Origin of the sequence: Cytobacillus oceanisediminis (genome assembly GCF_022811925.1) — a bacterium.
Lineage (GTDB): Bacteria > Bacillota > Bacilli > Bacillales > Cytobacillaceae > Cytobacillus > Cytobacillus oceanisediminis_D.
In genome coordinates this window covers 473,561-495,106 of record NZ_CP065511.1, presented here as the reverse complement: position 1 = coordinate 495,106, position 21,546 = coordinate 473,561, and the positions used below count along the sequence as shown (strand labels likewise).

The window sequence follows — 21,546 nt, the reverse complement described above, 5'->3', positions numbered from 1 at the left end:
GAAGTGTCTCCCTTTTATGAAAAAAGTGGGGTACTACTTATATTTCAAAGCTGGATGAATCAATAAAGGTCAGATCAGGGTTCATTCTTAAATCTTCAGCCAGCTTAAATAATGCGCTGTCCTTCATTTTCGCTTCGATCATGCAATGAATCTCAGGCACTGATCCCTTAATGTTCTGCAGAAATTCCATGAACATTTCAGAATTAATATAATCGGCATGAGCTCTAAAATCTTTGTCTGATTTCGGACTGGAGATATGCATTTTCACAGGCAGTTCTGAATGGTCCCATGTCGCTGCGACCCTTTCCCATTGCCCCGTCCAGTTATCATTCTCAAAATTGGCAAGGTGATGGTGGTAATCAAATACAAGCGGAATCCCAAGCTTTTCACAAAGATAGAGCGTATCATCAAGGGTAAAGGTGGTATCGTCATTCTCGAGGATAATCATTTGCTGGATTCCTGAAGGTGTAAAGCCCCAATTATGGATAAATTGTTCGAGAGCCTTTTCTTTATCATCATATCCTCCGCCCACATGCAGAACACAGCGGTGAGCCGGATTCAGCCTCATGCCTTTCAGCAGGGCTTCATGCATTGCCAGTGTTTTAATGGACATATTCAATGTATCAACTTTCGGCGTATTAAGGAGCACAAAATGGTCCGGATGAAAATCCACCCGCATGGGATGTTCATCCAGAAAGTCCCCGATTTTGGATAGAGCTTCTTTAAGATGGCGCATATACTTCCAATCAGAGAGTTCCTCATGATTGGCAAGAGGAATCAGCCGGGAACTAAAGCGGAAAAAATGGATATCATGGGCTGCATTGTGCTTTAGCAGCCTCAGGCAGTTTTCAAGATTTGATACGGCAATCCGCTCCAGTCTTGCTATAGCCGCCTCGCGGTCTTTAATGGCCGAGAATTGCTTGAACGTCATCGTTTGCGATGGTGACGCGTTTTTCAGATTCATACTCATCGCGACATACCCAAGGCGTACAATCGTCATGTCGATTCCTCCCGTACAGCATTTCCCTTAGTATGTACGGCTGCCGGTGAGAAATTGCACATGGATGGCTCTTAATATTGAGGCCAAAATAAAAAGAGAGCAGAATCTCTGCTCTCCAAATTTATTAACGATAGCTGCTGCTATTCGAACGGTTATTGTGGCTTTGACGTTTTCCTGTGTGGCCTTGACGGGATTTATATGATCCTTTCTGGCCTCCTTGTCTGCCTTTTCCGTTATAGCCTCCGCGGCTGCGGTCATTCGGCTTTCTGTCACGCTTAGATGGAAGCGGCTTTTCCTCTGTTAATTTAACAGGAGTTGTATCCGGTTCTTTTGTCAGCATCTTCAGCACGGCCTGAACCACTGTTGAAGCATCCTTTTGTGCCAGAAGCTCATCTGCCGCTTCTTTATAGCTCTCAAGATTGTTTTCCTCAATGGTTTGCATGATTTTTTCCATGACTGCTTTTTGCTGGCCTTCAAGCGCCTCATCCAGTGTTGGAGCATCCATGCGTTCCATTTTTCTCTTGGTTGTACGTTCTACGACATGCAGATACGATTTTTCGCGCGGATTGATGAATGTCATCGCAACGCCCGTTTTTCCAGCACGTCCGGTACGGCCGATGCGGTGAACATAGCTTTCAGGATCCTGCGGAATATCAAAATTGTATACATGTGTGACGCCTGAAATATCCAATCCGCGCGCAGCAACATCTGTTGCAACGAGGACATCAATGCTTCCCTCTTTGAACTTTCGAAGAACAGAAATCCTCTTAGCCTGGCTTAAGTCACCGTGGATTCCTTCAGCCATGTATCCACGAAGATTCAAGGCTTCAGCCAGTTCATCGACACGGCGCTTTGTACGTCCGAATACAATCGCCAATTCAGGTGATTGAATATCCAGAAGTCTTGTCAGCACATCAAATTTATTCTTTTCATGCACTTCAATATAGTATTGTTCAATAGATGAAACAGTCATTTCCTTTGCTTTTACACGGACAATTTGAGGGTCCTTCATGAAGCGTTCTGCCATTCTGCGGATTGGCGCAGGCATTGTAGCAGAGAAAAGCAGCGTCTGGCGTTCTTCAGGAATTTGTGCAAGGATCGCTTCAATATCGTCAATGAATCCCATGTTAAGCATTTCATCCGCTTCGTCAAGGATAGCAGTATGGACATGGTCAAGACGCAATGTTTTGCGGTTTATGTGGTCCAAAATACGTCCTGGCGTTCCAACGATGATATGCGGCTTGTTCTTCAAAGCGCGGATTTGGCGATTAATATCCTGGCCGCCATAAATGGATAGGACTTTCGTTCTTTTGCCGTAGCCGATTTTATACAGTTCTTCCGATACTTGAATTGCCAGCTCGCGAGTTGGAGCAATCACAATTCCCTGAATGAAATCCTTTGTGTTGTCGATTTTATCAATCATCGGGATTCCGAATGCAGCAGTTTTTCCTGTTCCTGTCTGCGCCTGCCCGATCAGGTCTTTATTCTCTAAACTCAACGGAATGGTCTGGGTCTGAATAGGCGTCGCTTCTTCAAATCCCATTCGCTTTAGTGATTTCATTGTCGCCGGGCTGATGCCCAAGTCTTGAAACTTTGTCAATGTATTCATTCTCCTTCTAATCATAGAAAAATTTTGTCCCTGCAAACCTGCAGGCAGGAATTCTCCTGAAAATTGGCCTATGAGTCACTCTTCCGGACGATTATAAGAAAAGTTAGGGCACCCCGTAAGGAGCCTTTTAACCGGCAGTACCCGGTCTCTAGATGCTGTAACTTCTTATTTTTATAAAAAGTGCGGTTATGTTTCGTTAAGAAGAGTCCCACTCACTATGAAACCCGCTTGAGGAAAGGATGAGGTAAATTCTATCCAAATTGTTCACGGACAATCAGGTCTCTAAAAATGAGTTCTTCCGTAGAGAAGCACTCATTTATTTACGGCCATACTGAAGTATGACGTTCTCGGCAATACCTCTGTATTTAATGAAAAAAGACATTCTCCTGCTGGAGTATGTCCGGGTTCTCAAAAGAAGTTCCTGTTGGCACTTTGGTGTTTATATTACCATTTTCAAGTAAGCATTGCAAACTTGAAGGCTGGCTGAAAACCTTATCATTCCGGCTTTTTTTGAAGAAAACCAAGGATCTCCTGAAAGAGGCGTTCCCCTTCCCCGCAATGACAGATAAGATGTTTAGAGTCCTTTATAAAAATTAATTTTTTGGCCGATGAACTTATATTATTGTATAAATATCTGGCACTTCTCGGAGGCACAACTCCATCACTTTCACCTTGCGCAATCAATGTCGGAACAGTGATCTGATTTAAGATAGGTTTAATAGAGGCCACAAGCCTGCGGAATTGAAGAGTTGCCGTAATCGGTGTCGCACTTATTTTCCGCTTATATCTGACGAACATCTCATTGTCGGCCAGGTTTCCCTTGAAGGCATCCCTTGCCATCTCTTTAATATCGAAGAAAAGCTGTTTTGGATTTACATAATAAGCAGCAGCACTAAGCAGAACCAGCTTATCCACCGGGTAATGCACTGTTAAGTAGCTGGCGATCAGGCCGCCCATCGAAAAGCCGACTACATACACTTTCTCACAGCGGCTTATCAGCCTTTTCAGCTCTTCCTCTGCATGCTCAATCCATTTGTTATAGGCAATTCCTTTCAGCTTCAGTTCATCGCCATGACCCGGCAATGTCGGCACGGAAATCTCCCAGTCTGTATGTTCTTTCAAATACTCTGCCAAAGGTTCTACTTCAAATGGAGCTCCTGTAAAACCATGTATGCACATGCAGCCAATCATACTCGAGTCACCGCCATTTTTTATAATTTAGTCAATTCTATTTTACACTTTTTCCTTTTTGCCATACTAATCAAACCTGTTGGAAGATAAAAATCATAACGAAGGAACTATATAAAAATAATTTAAACCCCTGTTTCACGTGGAACAGGGGTTTATTTCCTATAATAACAGATATATACACTTAATTCCTGGGTGAAATTCATTCTCTATATGAGTTAATGAGTGAAGAAGAGCTCAGGGTATCTTCATGCTGTTTCAGCCGCAATAGTATTTCTGTTAAAACACATTGTTATTCTTTTCCTAGCAATTATTGAAGAGCTGAGACAACCTCTTCCAGCTTCATTCCCCGGGATGCCTTAACCAGTACAATCGTTTCCTGATTCACATGTTTCTTCAGCTCTTCGATCAGCGGCTGTTTGTCAGTAAAGGCGGCTACCCGTTCATGAGGCAGGACCTCCTTCGCTCCCTTGGCGATAAACTCGCCAAGCTTGCCGAATGTAAAGACATAATCAACCTTTTCAGGATCCACAGATTTTCCTATGGAGTAATGGAAATCTTCCTCCTGCGGACCAAGCTCCAGCATATCGCCGAGAACAAGAATTTTCTTTTTATATCCTGGCAGGTTTGCGATCAGTTCAATCGCCGCATTCATAGATGTTGGACTCGCATTATAAGCATCATTGATGATTTTTTCTCCACTTTGACCCTCGAGAAGTTCCATCCTCATGTTCGTCAGCTTTAAGCTTGCGAAGCCTTCGTTCATCTTTTCGTACGGAACACCGAAATGGGATGCTGCAATCATGGCTGCCAGGGCATTGAGAACATTATGGGTACCTAACACAGGCAGATAAAACTTCTCGCTGGACACATTGATTCCAAACGTGCTGCCGCTGTCATTCTGCTTGATATCCATCGGGTACACATCATTTTTCCCGGTTCTTCCAAAGGTTCTTAAAGCTGCCGAACCAATGTAGGATTTCAGCTTTTTATCCAGGAGTGGCTCGTCGCCGTAATAAATAACCAGGCCCTTTTCCTTAAGCCCATTTACGATCTCAAGCTTAGCTTCTGCAATCCCTTCTCTGGAACCTAAATCCTGCAGGTGGGATTCACCTATATTCGTAATAATCACAGCGTCCGGACGGGCAAGCTTCGTAAGAAAATCGATTTCTCCCCTGCCGCTCATCCCCATTTCCAGCACCGCGATTTCCGTATCTTCCTCAAGAGCCAGAATGGTTAAGGGCAAACCGATATGGTTGTTATAGTTACCTTCCGTTTTTTGAACTTTATATTGCAGGGAAAGAAGGTTTGCGGTCATATCCTTGGTTGTTGTTTTGCCGTTGCTTCCTGTAATGCCTGCGACTTTTACCTTTAATTCATCACGATAGCTTCTCGCCAATTCCTGAAGAGCCGTCAGTGTATCTTCGACGATCAGGATTGGAAGATGAAGAGGGGGATTGGGAACATCTTTCTGCCAAAAAGCCGCGGCTGCCCCTTTTTCGATGGCATCTTCTACAAATCGATGGCCGTCCGAATTTTCACCTTTGAATGGAACGAACAAATTGCCGTGATTGATTTTTCTGGAGTCAATGCTAACGCCCTGTATGGATGTATTGTGAAAAGATGAAACATCATTCTCAATCTGTATCATTTGTTCAATTTCCTGAAGTGTTTTCTTTATCATATGGCGCCTCCTATTTCGGCATTATGAGCTCATAATGCCAGTTATGTATGAACAAAAGGAACACGACAAAGATGCCGTGTTTCCTTCAACAATTATGTCTTATTACATTGTGTGTTTGATGCTTTGTTTCTCAGCATGGCGTTCGATGGCGAGATTGACAAGCTTTTCAATCAGCTGAGGATATTCCACTCCCGTATGCTTCCATAGAAGCGGGAACATGCTGAAAGGTGTAAATCCTGGCATTGTATTGACTTCATTAATGTATAACTTACCCTCTCTCGTTAAAAAGAAATCAGCTCTGACAAGACCTGAGCAGTCAAGCGCTTTAAATGCCTTAATGGCCATGTCCCTCAGTTCATTGTACTCAATTTCTGAGATTTCAGCAGGAATGATTAAGGCTGTGTCCCCATCTTCATACTTCGCTTTATAGTCATAGAATTCAACTTTCGGCACGATTTCACCTGCAACAGAGCATTCAGGATAATCATTGCCCAATACGCCAGCTTCAATTTCTCTGGCTGTAACGCCTTCTTCAATGATAATTTTACGGTCAAATTGGAAAGCTTCTTTGAATGCTCCCTCAAGCTCTGAACGGTTCATGCACTTGCTGATTCCTACACTTGAACCCAGGTTGGCCGGTTTTACAAAACACGGGTATCCGAGCTCCTTTTCCACTTGATCATAGGCTGCCTTCGTCTCATTCTCCCATTCGCTGCGGATAAACCAGACATACTTCACCTGCGGCAGGCCTGCCTGTGCAAAGATATTCTTCATGATGACCTTATCCATTCCCGCTGATGAAGCCAATACTCCATTCCCCACATATGGCAGGTTTAGGAGCTCAAGTAAACCTTGAACTGTGCCGTCTTCCCCGTTTGGACCATGAAGCAGCGGGAAGATTACATCAAATGGACCTTTATCCTGAGCACCCTGGAATAGGGTTGGTGCCAATGCTGTTGGAGGAAGTGCTTCCCCCTGGGAAAATTCCAGCTCCTTTACACTGGAAACAGGACCATGCAATTGAGGGCCCTTTACCCATTGCCCTTCTTCAGATATATAAATAGGATGAATTTCAAATTTCTCTAAATCCAATGCTTTAATCACAGCCATTGCAGTCTGCATGGATACTTTATGCTCTGCAGATTTTCCGCCGTACAAAAGGCCAACCTTCGTTTTCATAAAAGAACCTCCAATATTCAATCATGGACTAACCGGCTTCTCATGCCGCTTTATTCCGTTATTTAACCTTAACTGATTTTTATGCTCTTTCAAGCTACTCTTTATTGTAACACTTTCATATTTAAGAAAGGGAGTGATTACATGTTCAATTCCACAGGAATTTTTTTCTCCGCATACGCCCATATTCCTATATGTATGAAAGGGCCCTGAAAAAGGAAACTTTTCTTATCTGAAACCAGTAAAATAATTTCCTTTTCTGGCATTAATTTAAACTCTTTTTCTTTTATTATTATCTTGAGAAAACGTTTAACCGCCTACGATAGAGCAATAAACGAGAAAAACCCTTAATCCCCGATAAATAATCAGACTTATTTTATTATTATAACAAAAGCTTTATCTATTAACTTTTAACGTAAAACAGGATATAATCCTCCTAACAAAAACAACTGTATTTTTTAGGGGGACATAAAAATGAAGTTCGGTTTGCTTCCCAGAATTATTGCAGCCATAGCATTAGGTATTTTATTAGGTTCTTTTTCTCCTGAATGGCTTATTCAGCTATTTGCTACTTTTAATGGATTGTTCGGAAACTTTCTTGGTTTTGCGATTCCATTAATTATTATTGGATTCATCGCTCCAGGTATCGGGAGTATGGGAAAAGGCGCAGGGAAACTGCTTGGGATTACAACCGGTTTTGCCTATGCTTCTACGATCACTGCTGGTTTAGTCGCCTATTTTTCTGCGACGGTGTTATATCCTATTCTATTAAAAAACCAAAGCTTCAAAGAGTTTGAGAATCCTGAGGATGCTTTGCTTGCACCCTTTTTCCAGGTGGACATGCCTCCTGTAATGGGGGTCATGACGGCACTGCTGATTTCATTCACTCTAGGCCTTGGCTTGGCTGCGATCAAAGGAAACACTCTGCAAAATGCTATGAATGATTTCCGTGATATTATTGAAAAACTGATTGAAAAAGTCATCATTCCATTGCTTCCTGTCCATATCTTTGGGATTTTCGCCAATATGACGCAAGGCGGACAGGTTGGCGCTATTATTTCTGTATTTGCCAAAGTATTTGTCATGATTATTGCTCTTCATCTTTTATTTTTACTGCTTCAATATTCAGCGGCCGGCAGCCTTATGAAAGCCAATCCGCTTAGACTCATGAAAAATATGATGCCTGCCTACTTTACGGCACTTGGAACCCAATCATCCGCATCCACCATTCCTGTTACGCTTAAGCAGGTTAAAAAGCTTGGTGCACGTGAAAAAGTCGCGGATTTCTCTGTTCCATTACTGGCAACGATTCATCTTTCCGGTAGCACGATCACCATTGTGAGCTGTGCTATTGCCGTGATGATGCTGCAGGGTCAAACGGCATCATTTGCAGAAATCCTGCCTTTCATTTTAATGCTTGGCATCACGATGATTGCAGCTCCCGGTGTTCCTGGAGGAGCTGTCATGGCCGCATTGGGTCTGCTTGAAAGCATGCTCGGATTCAACGAAACTATGCTTGCGCTTATGATTGCCCTATACCTTGCCCAGGACAGCTTTGGAACTGCTTGCAATGTAACAGGTGACGGTGCTCTGACGTTGCTGTCTGATAAGGCAAGCGGCAAAGATAAGAAGCTTCAGCCTCAATCTGCAGTGAAAGCTGGCTAATTGAAAAAAAGATGTCCCTGTTGGGGCATCTTTTTTTGGTTTAAGTGCTGTTTTTATGAATTTTGCTGTACTAAGCCGTCATATCGGTCACTTACTTTAGTTTATCGGCCAGTTTTATATTTTATCGGTCACATTCTAAATATATCGGTCAGAACGGACTAGATATCGGTCACTTTTTTTATTTATCGGTCACTTGGCGCGGCATCAGCTTTACATTACCAGGAAAGGAAAAAGTATATATCTGGACTTTACTTAACAATCAAAACAGGCGCTTTAACACGTTTGGCTATTTTATGGCTAACACTTCCGAGCACCATTTCCTGAAGTGTATTCAGACCCCGGCTTCCTACTACAGCAACATCAAAATCCATCTTGTTGGCGAACTCAACAATGGCTGGTCCAGGCTCTCCCTGCAGGATTTTTATTTCATATGAAACGCCCTTTTCTTTTAATAAGTTTTCTATTGGCTCTAAACGTTTTTTCCTCACCTGGTCCACTATACTCTTATCAAAATGGTGAAGGATATCTTCTTTTGAGGTCTGGCCATCAACGGCATACACTACGGTTATTTCAGAATCAGGATTCTGTTCAGCCAGTTGAATGGCTTTAGCGGCTGCACGAATGGAATGGTCGGATCCATCTGCAGCAATCAGTATCTTTTTAAACACAGCCTCACCCCTAACTTATTCTTATAAAAAAAATACCACAGTCAAAGCTGACTGTGGTATTAATTACAGTATTTTTTAATGGCCGGATAATTTCGCACCAGGTTTGCGGTGGACGGCCAAACGCTCAATCAAGTTCGAGCTTGGCGCGTTTAATCCTGATAGGCGGACCAGCACACCGTTGTCACGAAGCTTTAATACAATTTTATCGATGGCAGCGACTCCTGAGTCATCCCAGACATGCGCCTGTGTAAAGTCAATTTCAACTTCTTTCAATTCTTCGTTAAAGTCGAATGCTGCTATAAGTTCATCTACAGAAGCAAAGAAAACCTGGCCTCTTACAGCGTATATTTTCTTATCTCCTTCAACTCGTGCTGCAACATGCACTTTCGAAATTTTAGCCACAAAGAAGATGGCACTTAGAATGATCCCCGCGAAAACTCCTTTGGATAGGTCATGGGTGAAAACAGTTGTAACAGTCGTTACAACCATAACAATCGAATCTGTGACAGGAGTCTTAGCAAGGCCCTTAATGGATGACCAGTCAAATGTACCGATCGATACCATGATCATTACACCGACTAATGCAGCCATCGGTATTTGAACGACAATATTTCCTAATACTAAAATCAGAAACATAAGGAATGTGCCGGCTGTCAAAGCAGACAGTCTGCCTCTTCCGCCAGATTTCACATTAATGACGGACTGTCCAATCATGGCACAGCCTGCCATTCCGCCGAATAAACCTGCTATGATATTCGCAATTCCCTGTCCGCGGCTTTCCATATTCTTATCACTGGCCGTATCGGTCATGTCATCAACAATGGATGCAGTCAGCAAAGATTCAAGCAAGCCCACGATCGCAAGGGCAATAGAGTACGGGAAAATAATCTTCAGAGTCTCAAGGTTAAATGGAACATCCGGTATAAAGAATGCCGGGAGGGCTGATGTGATGGCCCCCATATCGCCAACTGTACGCACATCACTCTTTGTCATGATGGCAATGATAGTAATAACAATAATAGCCACCAGAGGAGATGGCACTGCTTTAGTGAATCTCGGGAAAATATAAATAATCGCCAATGCACCGGCAACCATTGCATACATTACCCATGTAGCATCTACAAACTGTTCAAGCTGCGCCATGAAAATCAAGATCGCCAGCGCGTTAACAAACCCAATCATAACCGCACGCGGAATGAATTTCATAAAGCGGGCCAACTTAAGCACACCAAATAAGATCTGCAGAACTCCCGTCAAAATGGTCGCAGCAAATAAATACTGCAGTCCGTGATCAGCTACTAATGTAACCATTAGTAACGCCATCGCACCGGTTGCAGCAGAAATCATTCCAGGCCTTCCGCCAACTATTGCAATGGTTACAGCAATACAGAAAGAAGCATACAATCCAACCATTGGATCAACACCAGCAATAATCGAGAATGCAATCGCCTCTGGAATTAGTGCCAATGCCACTACGATTCCAGCAAGGATGTCACCCTTAACATTGCCAAACCATTGTTCTTTTTTTGATAAAACTTTCAAATAAACACCTCTTTATTAGTAGATTTATAGTAATGACTTTGAACTCTCATCAAAGTCGGGCCGACAAAAACATATAGAATCATAACACATTTACTTATATTTACAAACTCTTATGTAAGCGCTAAAAACACTTAAAATCTATGTTTTTCTTTTGAAATCAACAGATTACTATGCATATAAAAAAATAATTCCCAACAAAAAAATGACCCTGGAGCAGAGTCATTTTTTAACCGATAGGCGAACAAATCTCAATATAATGTCCATCCGGATCTTCCACATATGCCACTTTCTGGCCCCAAGGCTTTTCAACAGGCTCGAGCAGGACAGGCACTCCTGCAGACTTTAGCTTATCAACAGCAGCTTCTACCTCTTCTGTGACAAAGCCAAGCTCAAATGTCTGCTCCTTTCTCAATCCATCCGGTATCGGAAGCCCGGTGACTTCCCGCCCGCCTTCTCTCGTATTAAAGGAAAGAATGGTGCTGCCTGTATCATACTCGATGTAAGTTCCAAATTCATTCATAAGCTTCAGTCCCAGCAATTCACCATAAAAATGCTTCGTTCTTTCCAGGCTTTCCGCATATAAAATGACATACCCCATCTTCAATTCCACTCTTTTTCACCTCTTCGAGTTTTCTATTCATGATATGATTTCAATAAAGGAGGTATTTTCTCCTTTTAAAAGAATGTATAAACTTTGGAATCATTATTAATAGAGGTGCAGCAATGAACTGGAAAGAAATCGAACATCAGATGTACACGATGTGCATGGTTGCAGACGGAGATCAGATCCTTCTCATAAAACGGCCAGATTATAAAGGCTTCCCTGGCTATCTCGCACCAGGCGGAAAAGTAGAGTTTCCCGAGAGCATTACGGACGCAGCAAAACGCGAAGTGCTTGAGGAGACAGGGTTGCATGTCAGGAATATTATTTTTAAAGGTTGGGATGAGTACGTAAACCCCCAGATGAATGTCCGCTACATGGTATTTAATTATCTGGCAGACTCCTTTGAAGGAAGCCTTCTTGCAGATCCTCCTGAAGGAGAATTGCAATGGGTTTCAAGACAAGATGCAATGGACCTCCCCATGCAGGATTGGTTCAAGAGAAAGCTGCCGCTTTTTTTCGAAGAAGGGACTTTTGAGATCCATTCAGTTTGGGATGAAGAGCAAAATACAGAAGGAGCGAGCAAGACGAGGGTTTTTGCTAAGATATAATGAAGGAACCTTATAAAAAATAATAAGGCTCGTTTTTAGCGAGCCTTATTCGCAGTGAGCCATGCATCCTTCTAAGAGGAATTCCTTATTATCCTGATCAATCTGCAGGATGGTCAGGCTGGTTCCATGAATGAAGGGTGGGTCCCAAATGCGTTCGACAGCAGCATTGCGGCAAAGCATATAAAGAGCTTTGACAGCAACTCCATGGGTAACAATCAGCACACTGCCTTCTGATGAGGTACTTTGCAGGTCTTCCAGAAAGGAATCAACGCGGTTTGCCACATCGTAAAAGCTTTCTCCTCCTGCACTTTCATAGGACTCCGGCCGGTTCCAATAAGCATCGAACACAGCCGGATAAAGCTCCCTTATTTCACTTTCCACTCTTCCCTGCCAATCACCAAGATCTATTTCCATAAGCCTTTCATCTGTCTCGACCGGAATCTCCCTTGCTCCACTTACAAGCTGTGCTGTATGTAAAGTCCGTTTGCTCGGTGAAGAGATAATACGCTTAAATTCTATATCCTTTACTCTCTCCCCCAGCAGCTTCGCATCACGTCTGCCTTTCTCCGTTAAATCAGAGTCCAGGCGCCCCTGCATTCTTTTCTCTTTGTTCCATTCCGTTTCACCGTGCCGGATGATATATAAAGTCAGCATCCCTTTTTTCATGCCTTTCTTTTCAGTATATGAAAATAACTTCCTGCCAATTTTCTGATTTCTTCCGATTTCGCTTCGGAAAAAATGGCTATAAAACAAGTGGATGGGCCTGCTGATTTCCCCAAGTCCACTTCTGATTCAAGGTCCTTAACCTCAAACTTCCTATTGGAGAACAGCCCGTTCAGCTCGTTCAGAATGCCTTTTGAACCTACAGGAAGCGTCTCGATATCTTTAATGGAGTTAATTATTTTAAAAAGCTTCAGGGGTGCTGCCTCCGCCTCCCTCTCAATCAGCTCCTGGCCAACCAAAGGGGAACCGATAACCCCTATCCTTGTATCATCTGTATACGTTAGGGTCTCAGCAGGAAGCTTTCCCTGCCTTTTGCCAAGTACAGATAACCCTACAGCAGATTGAAGCAGGTTAAAATTACTTTCGGTACTGCCGGTGATTTGCAGTTCCGCAAGGCCTAATTCATCGGCCCCCTTCTTAATGCCCCGTATAAGCTGATCCCAGGCATCATCACCGCAGAAATTCTGAAGGGCAGCTGCAAATGGCTGAGCACCTGCTGACAAACATTCCATGACAGCGACACGGAAGGAATAATACGAAACGGTCTCGTAAGGAACCTGGACAGCATCCTGTTCTTTCTCGCCGATTGCTCCGCTGTTATCACTGGCTACCACAATCATTTCTTCAGAATTAAAAGGAAAGCTTAAGACATCCCTCACTGCTCAGCACCCGCTTTGGTCATAGCCGGGCCCACAAGCTTGGCGAGTCTCGGAATAGCTATATAAGCAATAGCAGCATTTATCACAGAGCCTATAAAAAGAGAAGGCACAATTGCCAGGTAAAAGGCCTGGCCCATTAAAAAGATAAATGGAAGCGGGGCTGCAAAGGCATTGCCTAACACAAAAAGAATTCCCGCCAGCCAGTGCCGGCCTCTCTGATACAATGAACTGAAAATAAAGGCTAACAGTGCCATTTCAACAGCAATCAGGAGATGAAGAGGCCCTAAAGGCATGCCGCCCAATAACGCCGACAGCAGATGCCCGATGGCCGCAACGGCCGCACCGCCATAGCCTCCAAGCAGTACGGCTGCAAGCAAAGCAGGAAATGCATCCAGTGCCACGCTTCCGATTATGGCCGGAACTTTAATCGCTGCACCGATTGCTGTCAGTGCAACAAGCATGGCTGCCATGCCCAATCGCTTGCTTTTCATTCTTTATCCTCCTTGCGCTTTCCTTCACGGAATACATTGGCACTGCGCACATACTCCACATCTTTCTGGTTAAGACGGAAATTAACCACTCTTGCCAGGGCAAAGAAATAATCAGATAAACGATTCAGGAATTTCAGTGCCACTGCAGAGGTTTCCGGATCCGCTTTTTTTAGTGAGACCACGAGCCGCTCCGCTCTCCGGGTTACTGTCCTGGCAATATGAATGGATGCAGATGCAGGTGCTCCCCCAGGCAGAATAAACCTTTCAAGCTTTGGCGCTTCTTCAATCAATTTATCAATCGTAGTCTCCAAATAGTCTACAGATTCCTTCGACAATTTCAGCTCCCGCTTTTTCGAAACATTTGCAAGGTCGCCGCCACAGTCAAAAAGCTCATGCTGGATCTTCTCCAGATCCTCCAGGACATCCTGAAAAATGGACGGATCCAGCTGTGTCATAGCCTGCCCGACAAAACAGTTGACTTCATCCACTGTTCCGTATGCTTCAACCCTTACATCATCCTTTTCCACCCTGCCTCCGATAATGCTTGTTTTTCCCTCATCACCAGTTCGTGTATAAAGTTTCATCAGCAATTCCCCATTTCATTTTATTTTTTGACTAATGCCATACCAAATCAAATCAACTCTATCTGCAGCAGCAGCGGCATCCTGAAAGGCCCAGCCTGACGCATCCCGCCACTTTCGGTCAGCTGCTTCCATTGGAACAATGCCTTTTGAAATATCAGATCCGATTAAAACGAGCTTTCGATTGACAGCTGTTTTTTCCCACTTTTGCCATTTTGCCAGCATCTCCTGCCACTTGTCCCGAATCTCTTCAAACTCCAGCGCTTGTGACCATTCCCGAATCATCAGCTCGATTCCCTCATAGACGATTAGATTTTGATCCAAATCGCCGGCCAACTCACCTTGATAAGCTGAAATCCATTTATGAGGAGTATCATCCAATTGATAAAATTCCTTCACCCATCGGGATTTCCCGTTAAAGGCGCCTCCTGTAATGAAGTGCATCTCTCGCCCCTCCTAAACTCTTCCCGTGTCCATCTAAGCTCATAGCCTCTTCCAAACGGAACTTGCCATTCCCAGAATTCTTTTTTCTCCGGAGCATACTTTCCCAGAAGATACCTTATGACCCCGCCGTGTGTAATAACGGCAGCATCACGAATATCCTTCCGAAGCAATTGATCGGTTAAATTCTGCCACCCTTTATCCACTCTTGCTGTAAATGCTGAAAAGGATTCCCCTCCAGGCAGCACTCCTGAGAAAGGATCTTCCAGCCATTTTTGATAAGCTGGTTTATCTTTCAGTTCTTGATAAGTCCTGCCTTCCCACTCACCAAAATGCATTTCTCTCCATTCGGGACATGATTCAATAGAATGATTAGGGAAAAGAATAGCTGCCGTCTTCATGCATCTGCCTAAATCACTTGCAAAAATTCTTCTATAGTCTTGAGGCTCCGCGGCAAGCTTATCCCTATGTTCGGGACACAAAGGGGAATCTGTCCATCCCAGATAAGCATGGGACTTATTGGCTTCTGTCAGCCCATGACGAAATAATGCAACAGCCACAGTATCATCCATAATAGCACCTCCGTCCCTTCCACACTGGCCCCAAGTACATCCCCAGTCATTCCGCCAAACCAGGCAATGACTTTCCTTGATAAGAATGCGAATAACAATATTGAAAAAAGAACCATGAAAAGAAATCCAACAATAGCCGGGTAACCAGCCAGCCCGGCAGCTGCAGCGGCGGCCAGAAGGAAGATTGGGTAAATAAATAAGGTGCTTTTCGAAGCAGCCTGCTGAAATAATGAGCCCAGCCCCTCTTTTTTGGCTGCCTTAACTTTTATCAGCAATACCCCCATTATCATCTTGCTTAAAAAAGGAATCAATGCGATTAAAAAATAGGAATATGCATTTGATAAAAGGACAATTTCATAGATAAATAGAAAACGGGTACCCAGCAATACAATGATGGACAGCACCCCGAACGCCCCCACCCGGGGATCACTCATGATTTCCAGCCGCCTTTCCTGATCGCGATAGGAGAAGAACGCATCGCTCGCATCCATCCACCCATCAAGATGGATCCCGCCGGTTAGCAAAATGCCGGCCAGCCAGACGGCAAAGGCCGCAGCCAAGAGTGAAAAAGGAGTCCATTCAAGAAAAGCATAGAGAATAAATGCGTATATGCTCCCCTGAATGAGGCCGGCTATAGGGAAGGTTCTGATTGCCTTCTCCAAATGAGGCTTATCCATGGGCAGGGATATTGGAATGGGAATGCTTGTAAAAAATTGAAGGTTGATCAATAATCCTTTAAGCCATTTCATTCTGTTTTCTCCAGCTAAAGACAATTTCCTTTAATTTTTCCCAATCAAGATGCTGTATCATATTTTCCGCCAGTTCGTTGTATTTCCTATCCTTCAGGGCTTTTATTCGGACAGGCTCCTTACTTGGAATGCCTTTTTGTTTGCGCAGGGAATTAAGCCACGCACCCCTCCATTCATCATTATGGAAGATGTGGTGCATATACGTCCCTACCAGACGGCCTTCATTCCCATAAAATCCATCTTCTTCGCCATTTTGAAGCAGCAGAAGGCGATTGCCACCAAAATCATTTTCAAGAACTGTTTCACCTAAATGGATTTCATATCCATCCAAAATTTCTTTTACGGGAAGGTTCGTGCTTGAATGCAGACTGCCCTTCACCTGCACGGTCTTCTTGCGTTCATGAAAAATGGTATCTGCCGGTATCAAATTCAAGCCTTTTTCCTTTTCATATGGATTCCCGGTATCAGAACCTGCCATATCGATTAATCTCCTGCCCAGCATCTGGTATCCTCCGCAAATGCCGGCAATAGAACCTCCATCGGCAGCATAGCGCACAATCCATTCCGCCAGACCTTTTTCCTTGAAATAGCGCAAATCGCGAATAGTGCTCTTTGTGCCGGGAATGATCACCGCATCAGGCGAGCCAGCCTCCGATAGATGCCTTACCCATCTAATGCTTACGTCATCTTCATAGTAAAACGGATCGATGTCACTGAAGTTTGAAATAAATGGCGGCCGAAGCACTGCAATATCCAGAATACCTCCTCCAGCCCTTGGAACAGCAGCCTGAATGGATAGGGAATCCTCTGCATCGATCATATGGTCATCCAAGTATGGAAGAACCCCAAGGACAGGGATGCCAGTCCTTTCCTCGATCCAGCGGATGCCATCCTCAAACAGCGTGATATCTCCGCGGAATTTATTAATGATAATGCCCGCAACCCGCTGTCTTTCCAGTTTGGTGAAAAGCTCCAGGGTTCCAACAATGCTGGCAAAAACACCGCCCCTGTCAATATCGGCAACCAGGATGACTGGCACATCCGCCATTTCGGCGACTTTCATATTAACAAGCTCTTTATCTTTTAAATTAATTTCAACAGGGCTGCCAGCTCCCTCTATCACAAGCAGCTCGTATTGAGCATCAAGCAGCTGCAGCGCCTCCCTGATTGTTTCCAATCCTTTCTCATAAAAGGATTCCCGATAGCTTCTTCCAGATAGGGAATTGACTGCTTTTCCAAGGAGAATGACCTCCGCATTCTGAGCGGATTGAGGCTTAAGGAGAATGGGATTCATCCAGACAGCAGCTTCAGTTCTTGCCGCTTCAGCCTGAATGCCCTGTGCCCTGCCGATTTCATTTCCATCCTTTGTCACGTATGAATTATTGGACATATTCTGGGATTTAAAAGGAGCCGTGCGGAAACCTTCATTGGAGAATGCCCGGCAAAGAGCCGTAGCAATCAGGCTTTTCCCGGCGTCAGATGACGTGCCCTGAATCATAATTCCTTTCATGCCGGTTCTCCTTTCATTAGAATGGGAATGCCAGCTTCGACAAGAACGGCTTCGTCTGCCATCTCTACTATATTCCTGTGAAGCGTCCCAAGTATTTTTGAATAGGTAATCACCAGTTCATTTTCGCCAATTGGCACATTTAAGACTTCGTTGCTGACAACGATCAAGAACCTGCATCTTTGGCGAATTTCAGAAATGGCCCTGAGAAGATCAGATGACAGCTTGTCCTGGAATTCTCTGTTCCGCCAAACGTCTTCCGCTCTAAAAAGCTCATTATTTAAGAGAGTGGTCAAGCAATCGAAAAGAATAATATCCTGATTGTTAAAGTTCCCTGAGATCTCTTCAAGTGCGGAAGGCTGTTCCCATGTTGTCCAGTGCAAGCCGCTCTTTTCCCGGTCATCTTGGTGCCTCTGAATTCGTGCCTCCATCTCGGAATCATATGCTTTTCCGGCAGCAATATAATGAAGCTTTCCTTCCGTCTTTATTGCCAGCCCGGCAGCAGTCCTTTCTGCAAAGGAGCTCTTTCCGCTCCGTACTCCACCGGAGATAAAAATCAGCGATCCTTCCGCCATTCCTGCATCGCCTCCATCAGCACATCATTGTCTTTCGGCCCTTTAATCGCAAAGCGCAGCCATCTTCCTTCCAGGCCAGGGAAATTCATTGTGTGCCTTGGGATAATTCCTTTCTCAAGCAAAAATTGAAAGAGAGGCAGCTGCACATCAAGTTTCGGATCTCTTAACAAATAGAAATTAACGGAAGAAGGAGAAACCTCAAAATCCAATTGCTGATAAAATTGAACCAGCCTCTCTCTCTCCTGCCGGATCAAATTCTTTGTCAGCCTGACATGCTCTTTGCTGTCCAGACACCATTCTCCTGCTTTTAAAGCAAGAGCATTCACGCTCCAGTGCGGTTTCAGAGCAGCCGCTCTTTCAATTAACCTCTCACTTGCCATCATGTATCCAAGGCGCAGGCCCGGTATCGAAAACATCTTTGTCATGGAGCGCAGCACCACAACATTCGAATCCTTTCCTATGAAAGGAACAATAGATTGATAGTCGCAGGCAAAGTCATAAAAAGCTTCATCCATAATAAGCAGGCAGCTGTGGATATGACACTTCTTAATCAATTTCCCCACAATTGAAGATGGGTAAAAAATACCTGTCGGGTTATTCGGGTTGCAGAAGAAAACAACCTCCGCGACTTTTAGCTTTTCAGATAGCGCTTCCATATTCAGATCCCAGTCTCCAGGCTCCAGCTGATGATAGGACACCGTACTATGATTAACGCGGCAGGCCTCTTCATATTCCGAAAAAGCCGGCTGAATAATCAGCACCCTTTTTCCGGCTATCATCCGGCCAATCAGGGTGATTAGCTCTGCGCCTCCATTTCCTATCAGAATCTGTGTTTCTTTTATTCCCTCTGCATCCGCCAATTTGCTTTTTAATAGAGAAGAATGGGGATCCGGATAATCGCTAATATATTGGAATAGACTTCCCCACCTTTCTTTTAATTCGCGGGGAGGGCCAAGGGGATTGATATTGGCACTGAAATCAATCCGCTCCTCAGGCATTTGCTTATCAATCGCTTCATATAAATATTGCGGATTAGATCCATGTGAAGGCCAAATCAAGGAACACCCCTCCTGTCCATAATAAAAGCAAGAATAAGAAAACCGTCTTGTTCATGATCGAAATGCTTTTTATAATATGTTCTTTTTCAAGCAGCACCATTGGCTTTCCCATCGTTGCACGGTTTGAGATTACACCCTTATAAAAATTGATTCCTCCCAGCTGAACCCCCAGAAGGGCTGCAACAGCTGCTTCGCCCCAGCCGCTATTTGGGCTCGGGTGCTTTGGTGCATCTCTTAAAAGGATTCCCCATGCTTCCTCATATGGAGAATGTTCCGGCTTTTGTGTGAGCATGATGCAAACCGATGTCAGCCGGCTCGGGATCCAGTTCGCGATATCATCCACTTTGGCGGATGCCCATCCAAAATCCATATATCTATCATTTCTATGGCCAACCATCGAATCGCATGTATTAATGGCCCGGTAGATAAGGGCCAGCGGAGCACCGCCAATCATGGCCCAAAATAATGGAGCTGTAATGCCATCACTGGTGTTTTCAGCCACTGTCTCCACGGCAGCCCTGACAATGCCTGGCTCATCCAATCGATCTGTATCCCTGCCGACAATGTATGAAAGCTTTAATCTTGCTTCTTCCACATCTCCTTTTGCCAGAGGCTCATAGACCTCCAGTGCTGCGTCTTTTAAACTCTTTTGTGCAATGGCTGTGAAGATAAGAATCCCATCTGCCAGAATACCGGCAACCGGGTGAATTTCATAGAAGAGCCATATGATTAAATAAGTTATACCTCCTGCTGCCAGCAGGACTATAAATAGCATGATGATCCCTTTTAATTTTCTAAAGCGGCCTTTATTAAGAACTTGTTCAAGTTTATGTATCAGGGCTCCCATCCATCTGACCGGATGCGGCCAGTTTGGCGGGTCTCCTATCAGCTTATCTATGATGCAGGCAAAGGTTAAAGCGATCAGGTGATATAAAATCATCTCTTTATCCTTCTTTGCGATTTTTTTATCGCCTCAACAGTACATTCGTAGACACCTTTTCCGATCACTTTGCCAAGCGGTGTAATGGTACCCGCATACTCCAGGTTTTCTCCCTGCTGTGTGGCCGCAATCATAATGCTGTCTGTCGATGTTCCGGTCGCTATCGTCCCTGTGACTGCATCCTTTACTTTCTGATCATATAAGGCTCTTGTCTTTGCCTCGGTTGCAGTCATAATGCATTGAATAAAGGCTTCCTCTGTCAGATTGCCATTAACGAAAACCCATGTATTGATTGTACCCGGAGTCAGATGATAAGAATGTGCTTCACTTTTCGAGGCATCAACAGCATTGCCGACACCTGCTGTCACGACCACATATACAGAGAAGGTTCCTTCTTCGTAAAATTTGCTGCTATGATCCTCAACATATACAGCGGTCATCATCCCCACGGTTTCCCCGGGTTCAAAGCCGATCTCCCGGACAAAATCCGCCATCTCTGCTCTATGATCACTGCAATCATAATTCTTGCTCACATGCCGGTTAAGAAATATGCGATTCCAGCCGGTGCCCGATCCGGTTACACCTGATGACATGGTTTTCAGCGGAAATGGGGAGCGAAGGACAAGTAAGTTTTCCTTTACCTCAAGACTGGATCGATCAATTCGATTCACTGATTGGCTTTCCGCCTGAGAGCGTTCGGGCACCAACACCATCTGAGGGGCCGGGACTCTTGGATGCGGAAGCTTCTCAATCTTCGTCCTATAGACCTCACGTATCCTGCCTTCTTTTAAAACCTCATTGGGAACGTGGTTAATATTGACTTCGCCATTCTCCAGCAGCAATAGGCGGTCACAATACAGGCCGGCCAAATTCAAATCATGAAAAATGGAAATGACCGTCAGCCCGCAGTCCTTTGACCATACAGAAAGGAGATCAAGCAATTCTTTTTGATAAGATAAATCAAGATGGTTAGTCGGCTCATCCAGCAATAATATTTCCGGCTCCTGGGCAAGGGCCTGAGCTAAAAACACCCTCTGTCTTTCACCGCCGGATAATTGCTGAATATCATAATCCTGAAAACGGGAAATGCCTGTCTGCTCCATGACCCGATTGACCGCTTCTTCATCTTTGCTGGACCAGCTCTGGAACCACCCCTTTTGATGGGCATACCGGCCGAGGGAAACCGTTTCCTTTACGGTATAAGAAAAGGCCTGAGAGGAGTGCTGCGGCAGAACAGCAATAATTTTTGCAAGCTCTTTCGGTGTATACTGTGAAAGGTTCTTTCCTTTGATCAGTATATCTCCTGACTTATGAGGCAGAATGCCGCTCAGCATTTTCAGAATCGTGGTCTTGCCGCTTCCATTCGGCCCCAATATTCCGAAAAGCTCCCCTTTTTCCACTTCAAAACTGATATTATTCACAACCGGTGCACCGGCATATCCGCCAGTAACTTGCTGAACGCTTAGCATGATTAACCACTTCTTTCTGAACTGAGATATGCCTTCG

General features: G+C 44.4%; 22 protein-coding genes. 2 read left to right on the top strand and 20 right to left on the bottom strand.

Annotation, left to right across the window (positions count from 1 at the left end; all coding sequences use genetic code 11):
* Positions 1-37: 37 nt before the first annotated feature.
* The 5 genes from uvsE to IRB79_RS02550 form a co-directional block, all read right to left on the bottom strand.
* Positions 38-1,000: a UV DNA damage repair endonuclease UvsE gene (gene uvsE / locus IRB79_RS02570; protein WP_243506587.1), complete on the bottom strand. Its 963-nt coding sequence runs from the start codon at positions 998-1,000 to the stop codon at positions 38-40.
* Between the two features lie 124 nt (positions 1,001-1,124).
* Positions 1,125-2,600 carry a degradosome RNA helicase CshA gene (locus tag IRB79_RS02565; RefSeq protein WP_275720826.1) on the bottom strand — a complete coding sequence of 492 codons (1,476 nt, stop codon included), beginning with the start codon at positions 2,598-2,600 and terminating at the stop codon, positions 1,125-1,127.
* 504 nt (positions 2,601-3,104) lie between these two features.
* On the bottom strand, positions 3,105-3,800 hold the full coding sequence (locus tag IRB79_RS02560) for an alpha/beta hydrolase (RefSeq protein WP_243506583.1): 696 nt from the start codon (positions 3,798-3,800) through the stop codon (positions 3,105-3,107).
* A 307-nt stretch (positions 3,801-4,107) separates the two neighbouring features.
* Entirely contained in the window at positions 4,108-5,481 is a 1,374-nt protein-coding gene (locus tag IRB79_RS02555) for a UDP-N-acetylmuramoyl-tripeptide--D-alanyl-D-alanine ligase (RefSeq protein WP_243506581.1), read from the bottom strand.
* Between the two features lie 102 nt (positions 5,482-5,583).
* Positions 5,584-6,660: a D-alanine--D-alanine ligase gene (locus IRB79_RS02550; protein ID WP_243506579.1), complete on the bottom strand. Its 1,077-nt coding sequence runs from the start codon at positions 6,658-6,660 to the stop codon at positions 5,584-5,586.
* Positions 6,661-7,131: 471 nt separating this feature from the next.
* Between IRB79_RS02550 and IRB79_RS02545 the strand changes: the two genes are divergently transcribed.
* Complete coding sequence (locus IRB79_RS02545; protein ID WP_243506577.1) at positions 7,132-8,322, top strand: dicarboxylate/amino acid:cation symporter; 1,191 nt, start codon at positions 7,132-7,134, stop codon at positions 8,320-8,322.
* Positions 8,323-8,570: 248 nt separating this feature from the next.
* On the opposite strand, the gene IRB79_RS02540 is transcribed toward IRB79_RS02545, so the two are convergent.
* The 3 genes from IRB79_RS02540 to IRB79_RS02530 all read right to left on the bottom strand — a co-directional run bounded on the left by IRB79_RS02540 (position 8,571) and on the right by IRB79_RS02530 (position 11,142).
* The gene (locus IRB79_RS02540; RefSeq protein WP_243506576.1) at positions 8,571-8,990 is read right to left on the bottom strand and encodes a universal stress protein; all 420 of its coding nucleotides are present in this window, start codon (positions 8,988-8,990) and stop codon (positions 8,571-8,573) included.
* Between the two features lie 75 nt (positions 8,991-9,065).
* Positions 9,066-10,532: a SulP family inorganic anion transporter gene (locus IRB79_RS02535; protein WP_243506575.1), complete on the bottom strand. Its 1,467-nt coding sequence runs from the start codon at positions 10,530-10,532 to the stop codon at positions 9,066-9,068.
* Positions 10,533-10,758: 226 nt separating this feature from the next.
* On the bottom strand, positions 10,759-11,142 hold the full coding sequence (locus IRB79_RS02530) for a VOC family protein (protein ID WP_243506574.1): 384 nt from the start codon (positions 11,140-11,142) through the stop codon (positions 10,759-10,761).
* A gap of 113 nt (positions 11,143-11,255) precedes the next feature.
* Here IRB79_RS02530 and IRB79_RS02525 point away from each other — a divergent pair, with 113 nt between their 5' ends.
* Positions 11,256-11,744 carry an 8-oxo-dGTP diphosphatase gene (locus tag IRB79_RS02525; RefSeq protein ID WP_243506573.1) on the top strand — a complete coding sequence of 163 codons (489 nt, stop codon included), beginning with the start codon at positions 11,256-11,258 and terminating at the stop codon, positions 11,742-11,744.
* 45 nt (positions 11,745-11,789) lie between these two features.
* On the opposite strand, the gene IRB79_RS02520 is transcribed toward IRB79_RS02525, so the two are convergent.
* The 12 genes from IRB79_RS02520 to IRB79_RS02465 are packed head-to-tail and all read right to left on the bottom strand — an operon-like array spanning position 11,790 to position 21,509.
* Positions 11,790-12,398 carry a histidine phosphatase family protein gene (locus tag IRB79_RS02520; protein WP_243506572.1) on the bottom strand — a complete coding sequence of 203 codons (609 nt, stop codon included), beginning with the start codon at positions 12,396-12,398 and terminating at the stop codon, positions 11,790-11,792.
* An 8-nt stretch (positions 12,399-12,406) separates the two neighbouring features.
* A complete protein-coding gene (locus IRB79_RS02515) occupies positions 12,407-13,126 on the bottom strand; it encodes an ATP-binding protein (RefSeq protein ID WP_243506571.1) in 720 nt (239 codons plus the stop codon).
* The gene (locus IRB79_RS02510; RefSeq protein ID WP_243506570.1) at positions 13,123-13,617 is read right to left on the bottom strand and encodes an ECF transporter S component; all 495 of its coding nucleotides are present in this window, start codon (positions 13,615-13,617) and stop codon (positions 13,123-13,125) included. Before IRB79_RS02510 ends, IRB79_RS02515 begins: the two co-directional genes overlap by 4 nt.
* Positions 13,614-14,201: a cob(I)yrinic acid a,c-diamide adenosyltransferase gene (locus IRB79_RS02505; RefSeq protein WP_243506568.1), complete on the bottom strand. Its 588-nt coding sequence runs from the start codon at positions 14,199-14,201 to the stop codon at positions 13,614-13,616. Before IRB79_RS02505 ends, IRB79_RS02510 begins: the two co-directional genes overlap by 4 nt.
* A 15-nt stretch (positions 14,202-14,216) precedes the next feature.
* Positions 14,217-14,642, bottom strand: coding sequence for a bifunctional adenosylcobinamide kinase/adenosylcobinamide-phosphate guanylyltransferase (locus tag IRB79_RS02500; RefSeq protein ID WP_243506567.1), 426 nt, complete (start codon positions 14,640-14,642; stop codon positions 14,217-14,219).
* A complete protein-coding gene (locus tag IRB79_RS02495; protein ID WP_243506566.1) occupies positions 14,594-15,211 on the bottom strand; it encodes a histidine phosphatase family protein in 618 nt (205 codons plus the stop codon). The genes IRB79_RS02500 and IRB79_RS02495 overlap by 49 nt, the downstream gene beginning before the upstream one ends.
* Entirely contained in the window at positions 15,169-15,960 is a 792-nt protein-coding gene (gene cobS / locus IRB79_RS02490) for an adenosylcobinamide-GDP ribazoletransferase (protein ID WP_243506565.1), read from the bottom strand. The genes IRB79_RS02495 and cobS overlap by 43 nt, the downstream gene beginning before the upstream one ends.
* Positions 15,947-17,470 (bottom strand): cobyric acid synthase, encoded by a 1,524-nt coding sequence (locus IRB79_RS02485; protein ID WP_243506564.1) that lies wholly within the window; start codon positions 17,468-17,470, stop codon positions 15,947-15,949. The genes cobS and IRB79_RS02485 overlap by 14 nt, the downstream gene beginning before the upstream one ends.
* Positions 17,467-18,042, bottom strand: coding sequence for a bifunctional adenosylcobinamide kinase/adenosylcobinamide-phosphate guanylyltransferase (locus IRB79_RS02480; RefSeq protein WP_243506563.1), 576 nt, complete (start codon positions 18,040-18,042; stop codon positions 17,467-17,469). Before IRB79_RS02480 ends, IRB79_RS02485 begins: the two co-directional genes overlap by 4 nt.
* Positions 18,024-19,100: a threonine-phosphate decarboxylase CobD gene (gene cobD / locus IRB79_RS02475; RefSeq protein ID WP_243506562.1), complete on the bottom strand. Its 1,077-nt coding sequence runs from the start codon at positions 19,098-19,100 to the stop codon at positions 18,024-18,026. The genes IRB79_RS02480 and cobD overlap by 19 nt, the downstream gene beginning before the upstream one ends.
* Positions 19,075-20,040 (bottom strand): adenosylcobinamide-phosphate synthase CbiB, encoded by a 966-nt coding sequence (gene cbiB, locus IRB79_RS02470; RefSeq protein ID WP_243506561.1) that lies wholly within the window; start codon positions 20,038-20,040, stop codon positions 19,075-19,077. Before cbiB ends, cobD begins: the two co-directional genes overlap by 26 nt.
* Entirely contained in the window at positions 20,037-21,509 is a 1,473-nt protein-coding gene (locus tag IRB79_RS02465; RefSeq protein ID WP_243506559.1) for an adenosylcobinamide amidohydrolase, read from the bottom strand. Before IRB79_RS02465 ends, cbiB begins: the two co-directional genes overlap by 4 nt.
* Positions 21,510-21,546 lie beyond the last annotated feature (37 nt).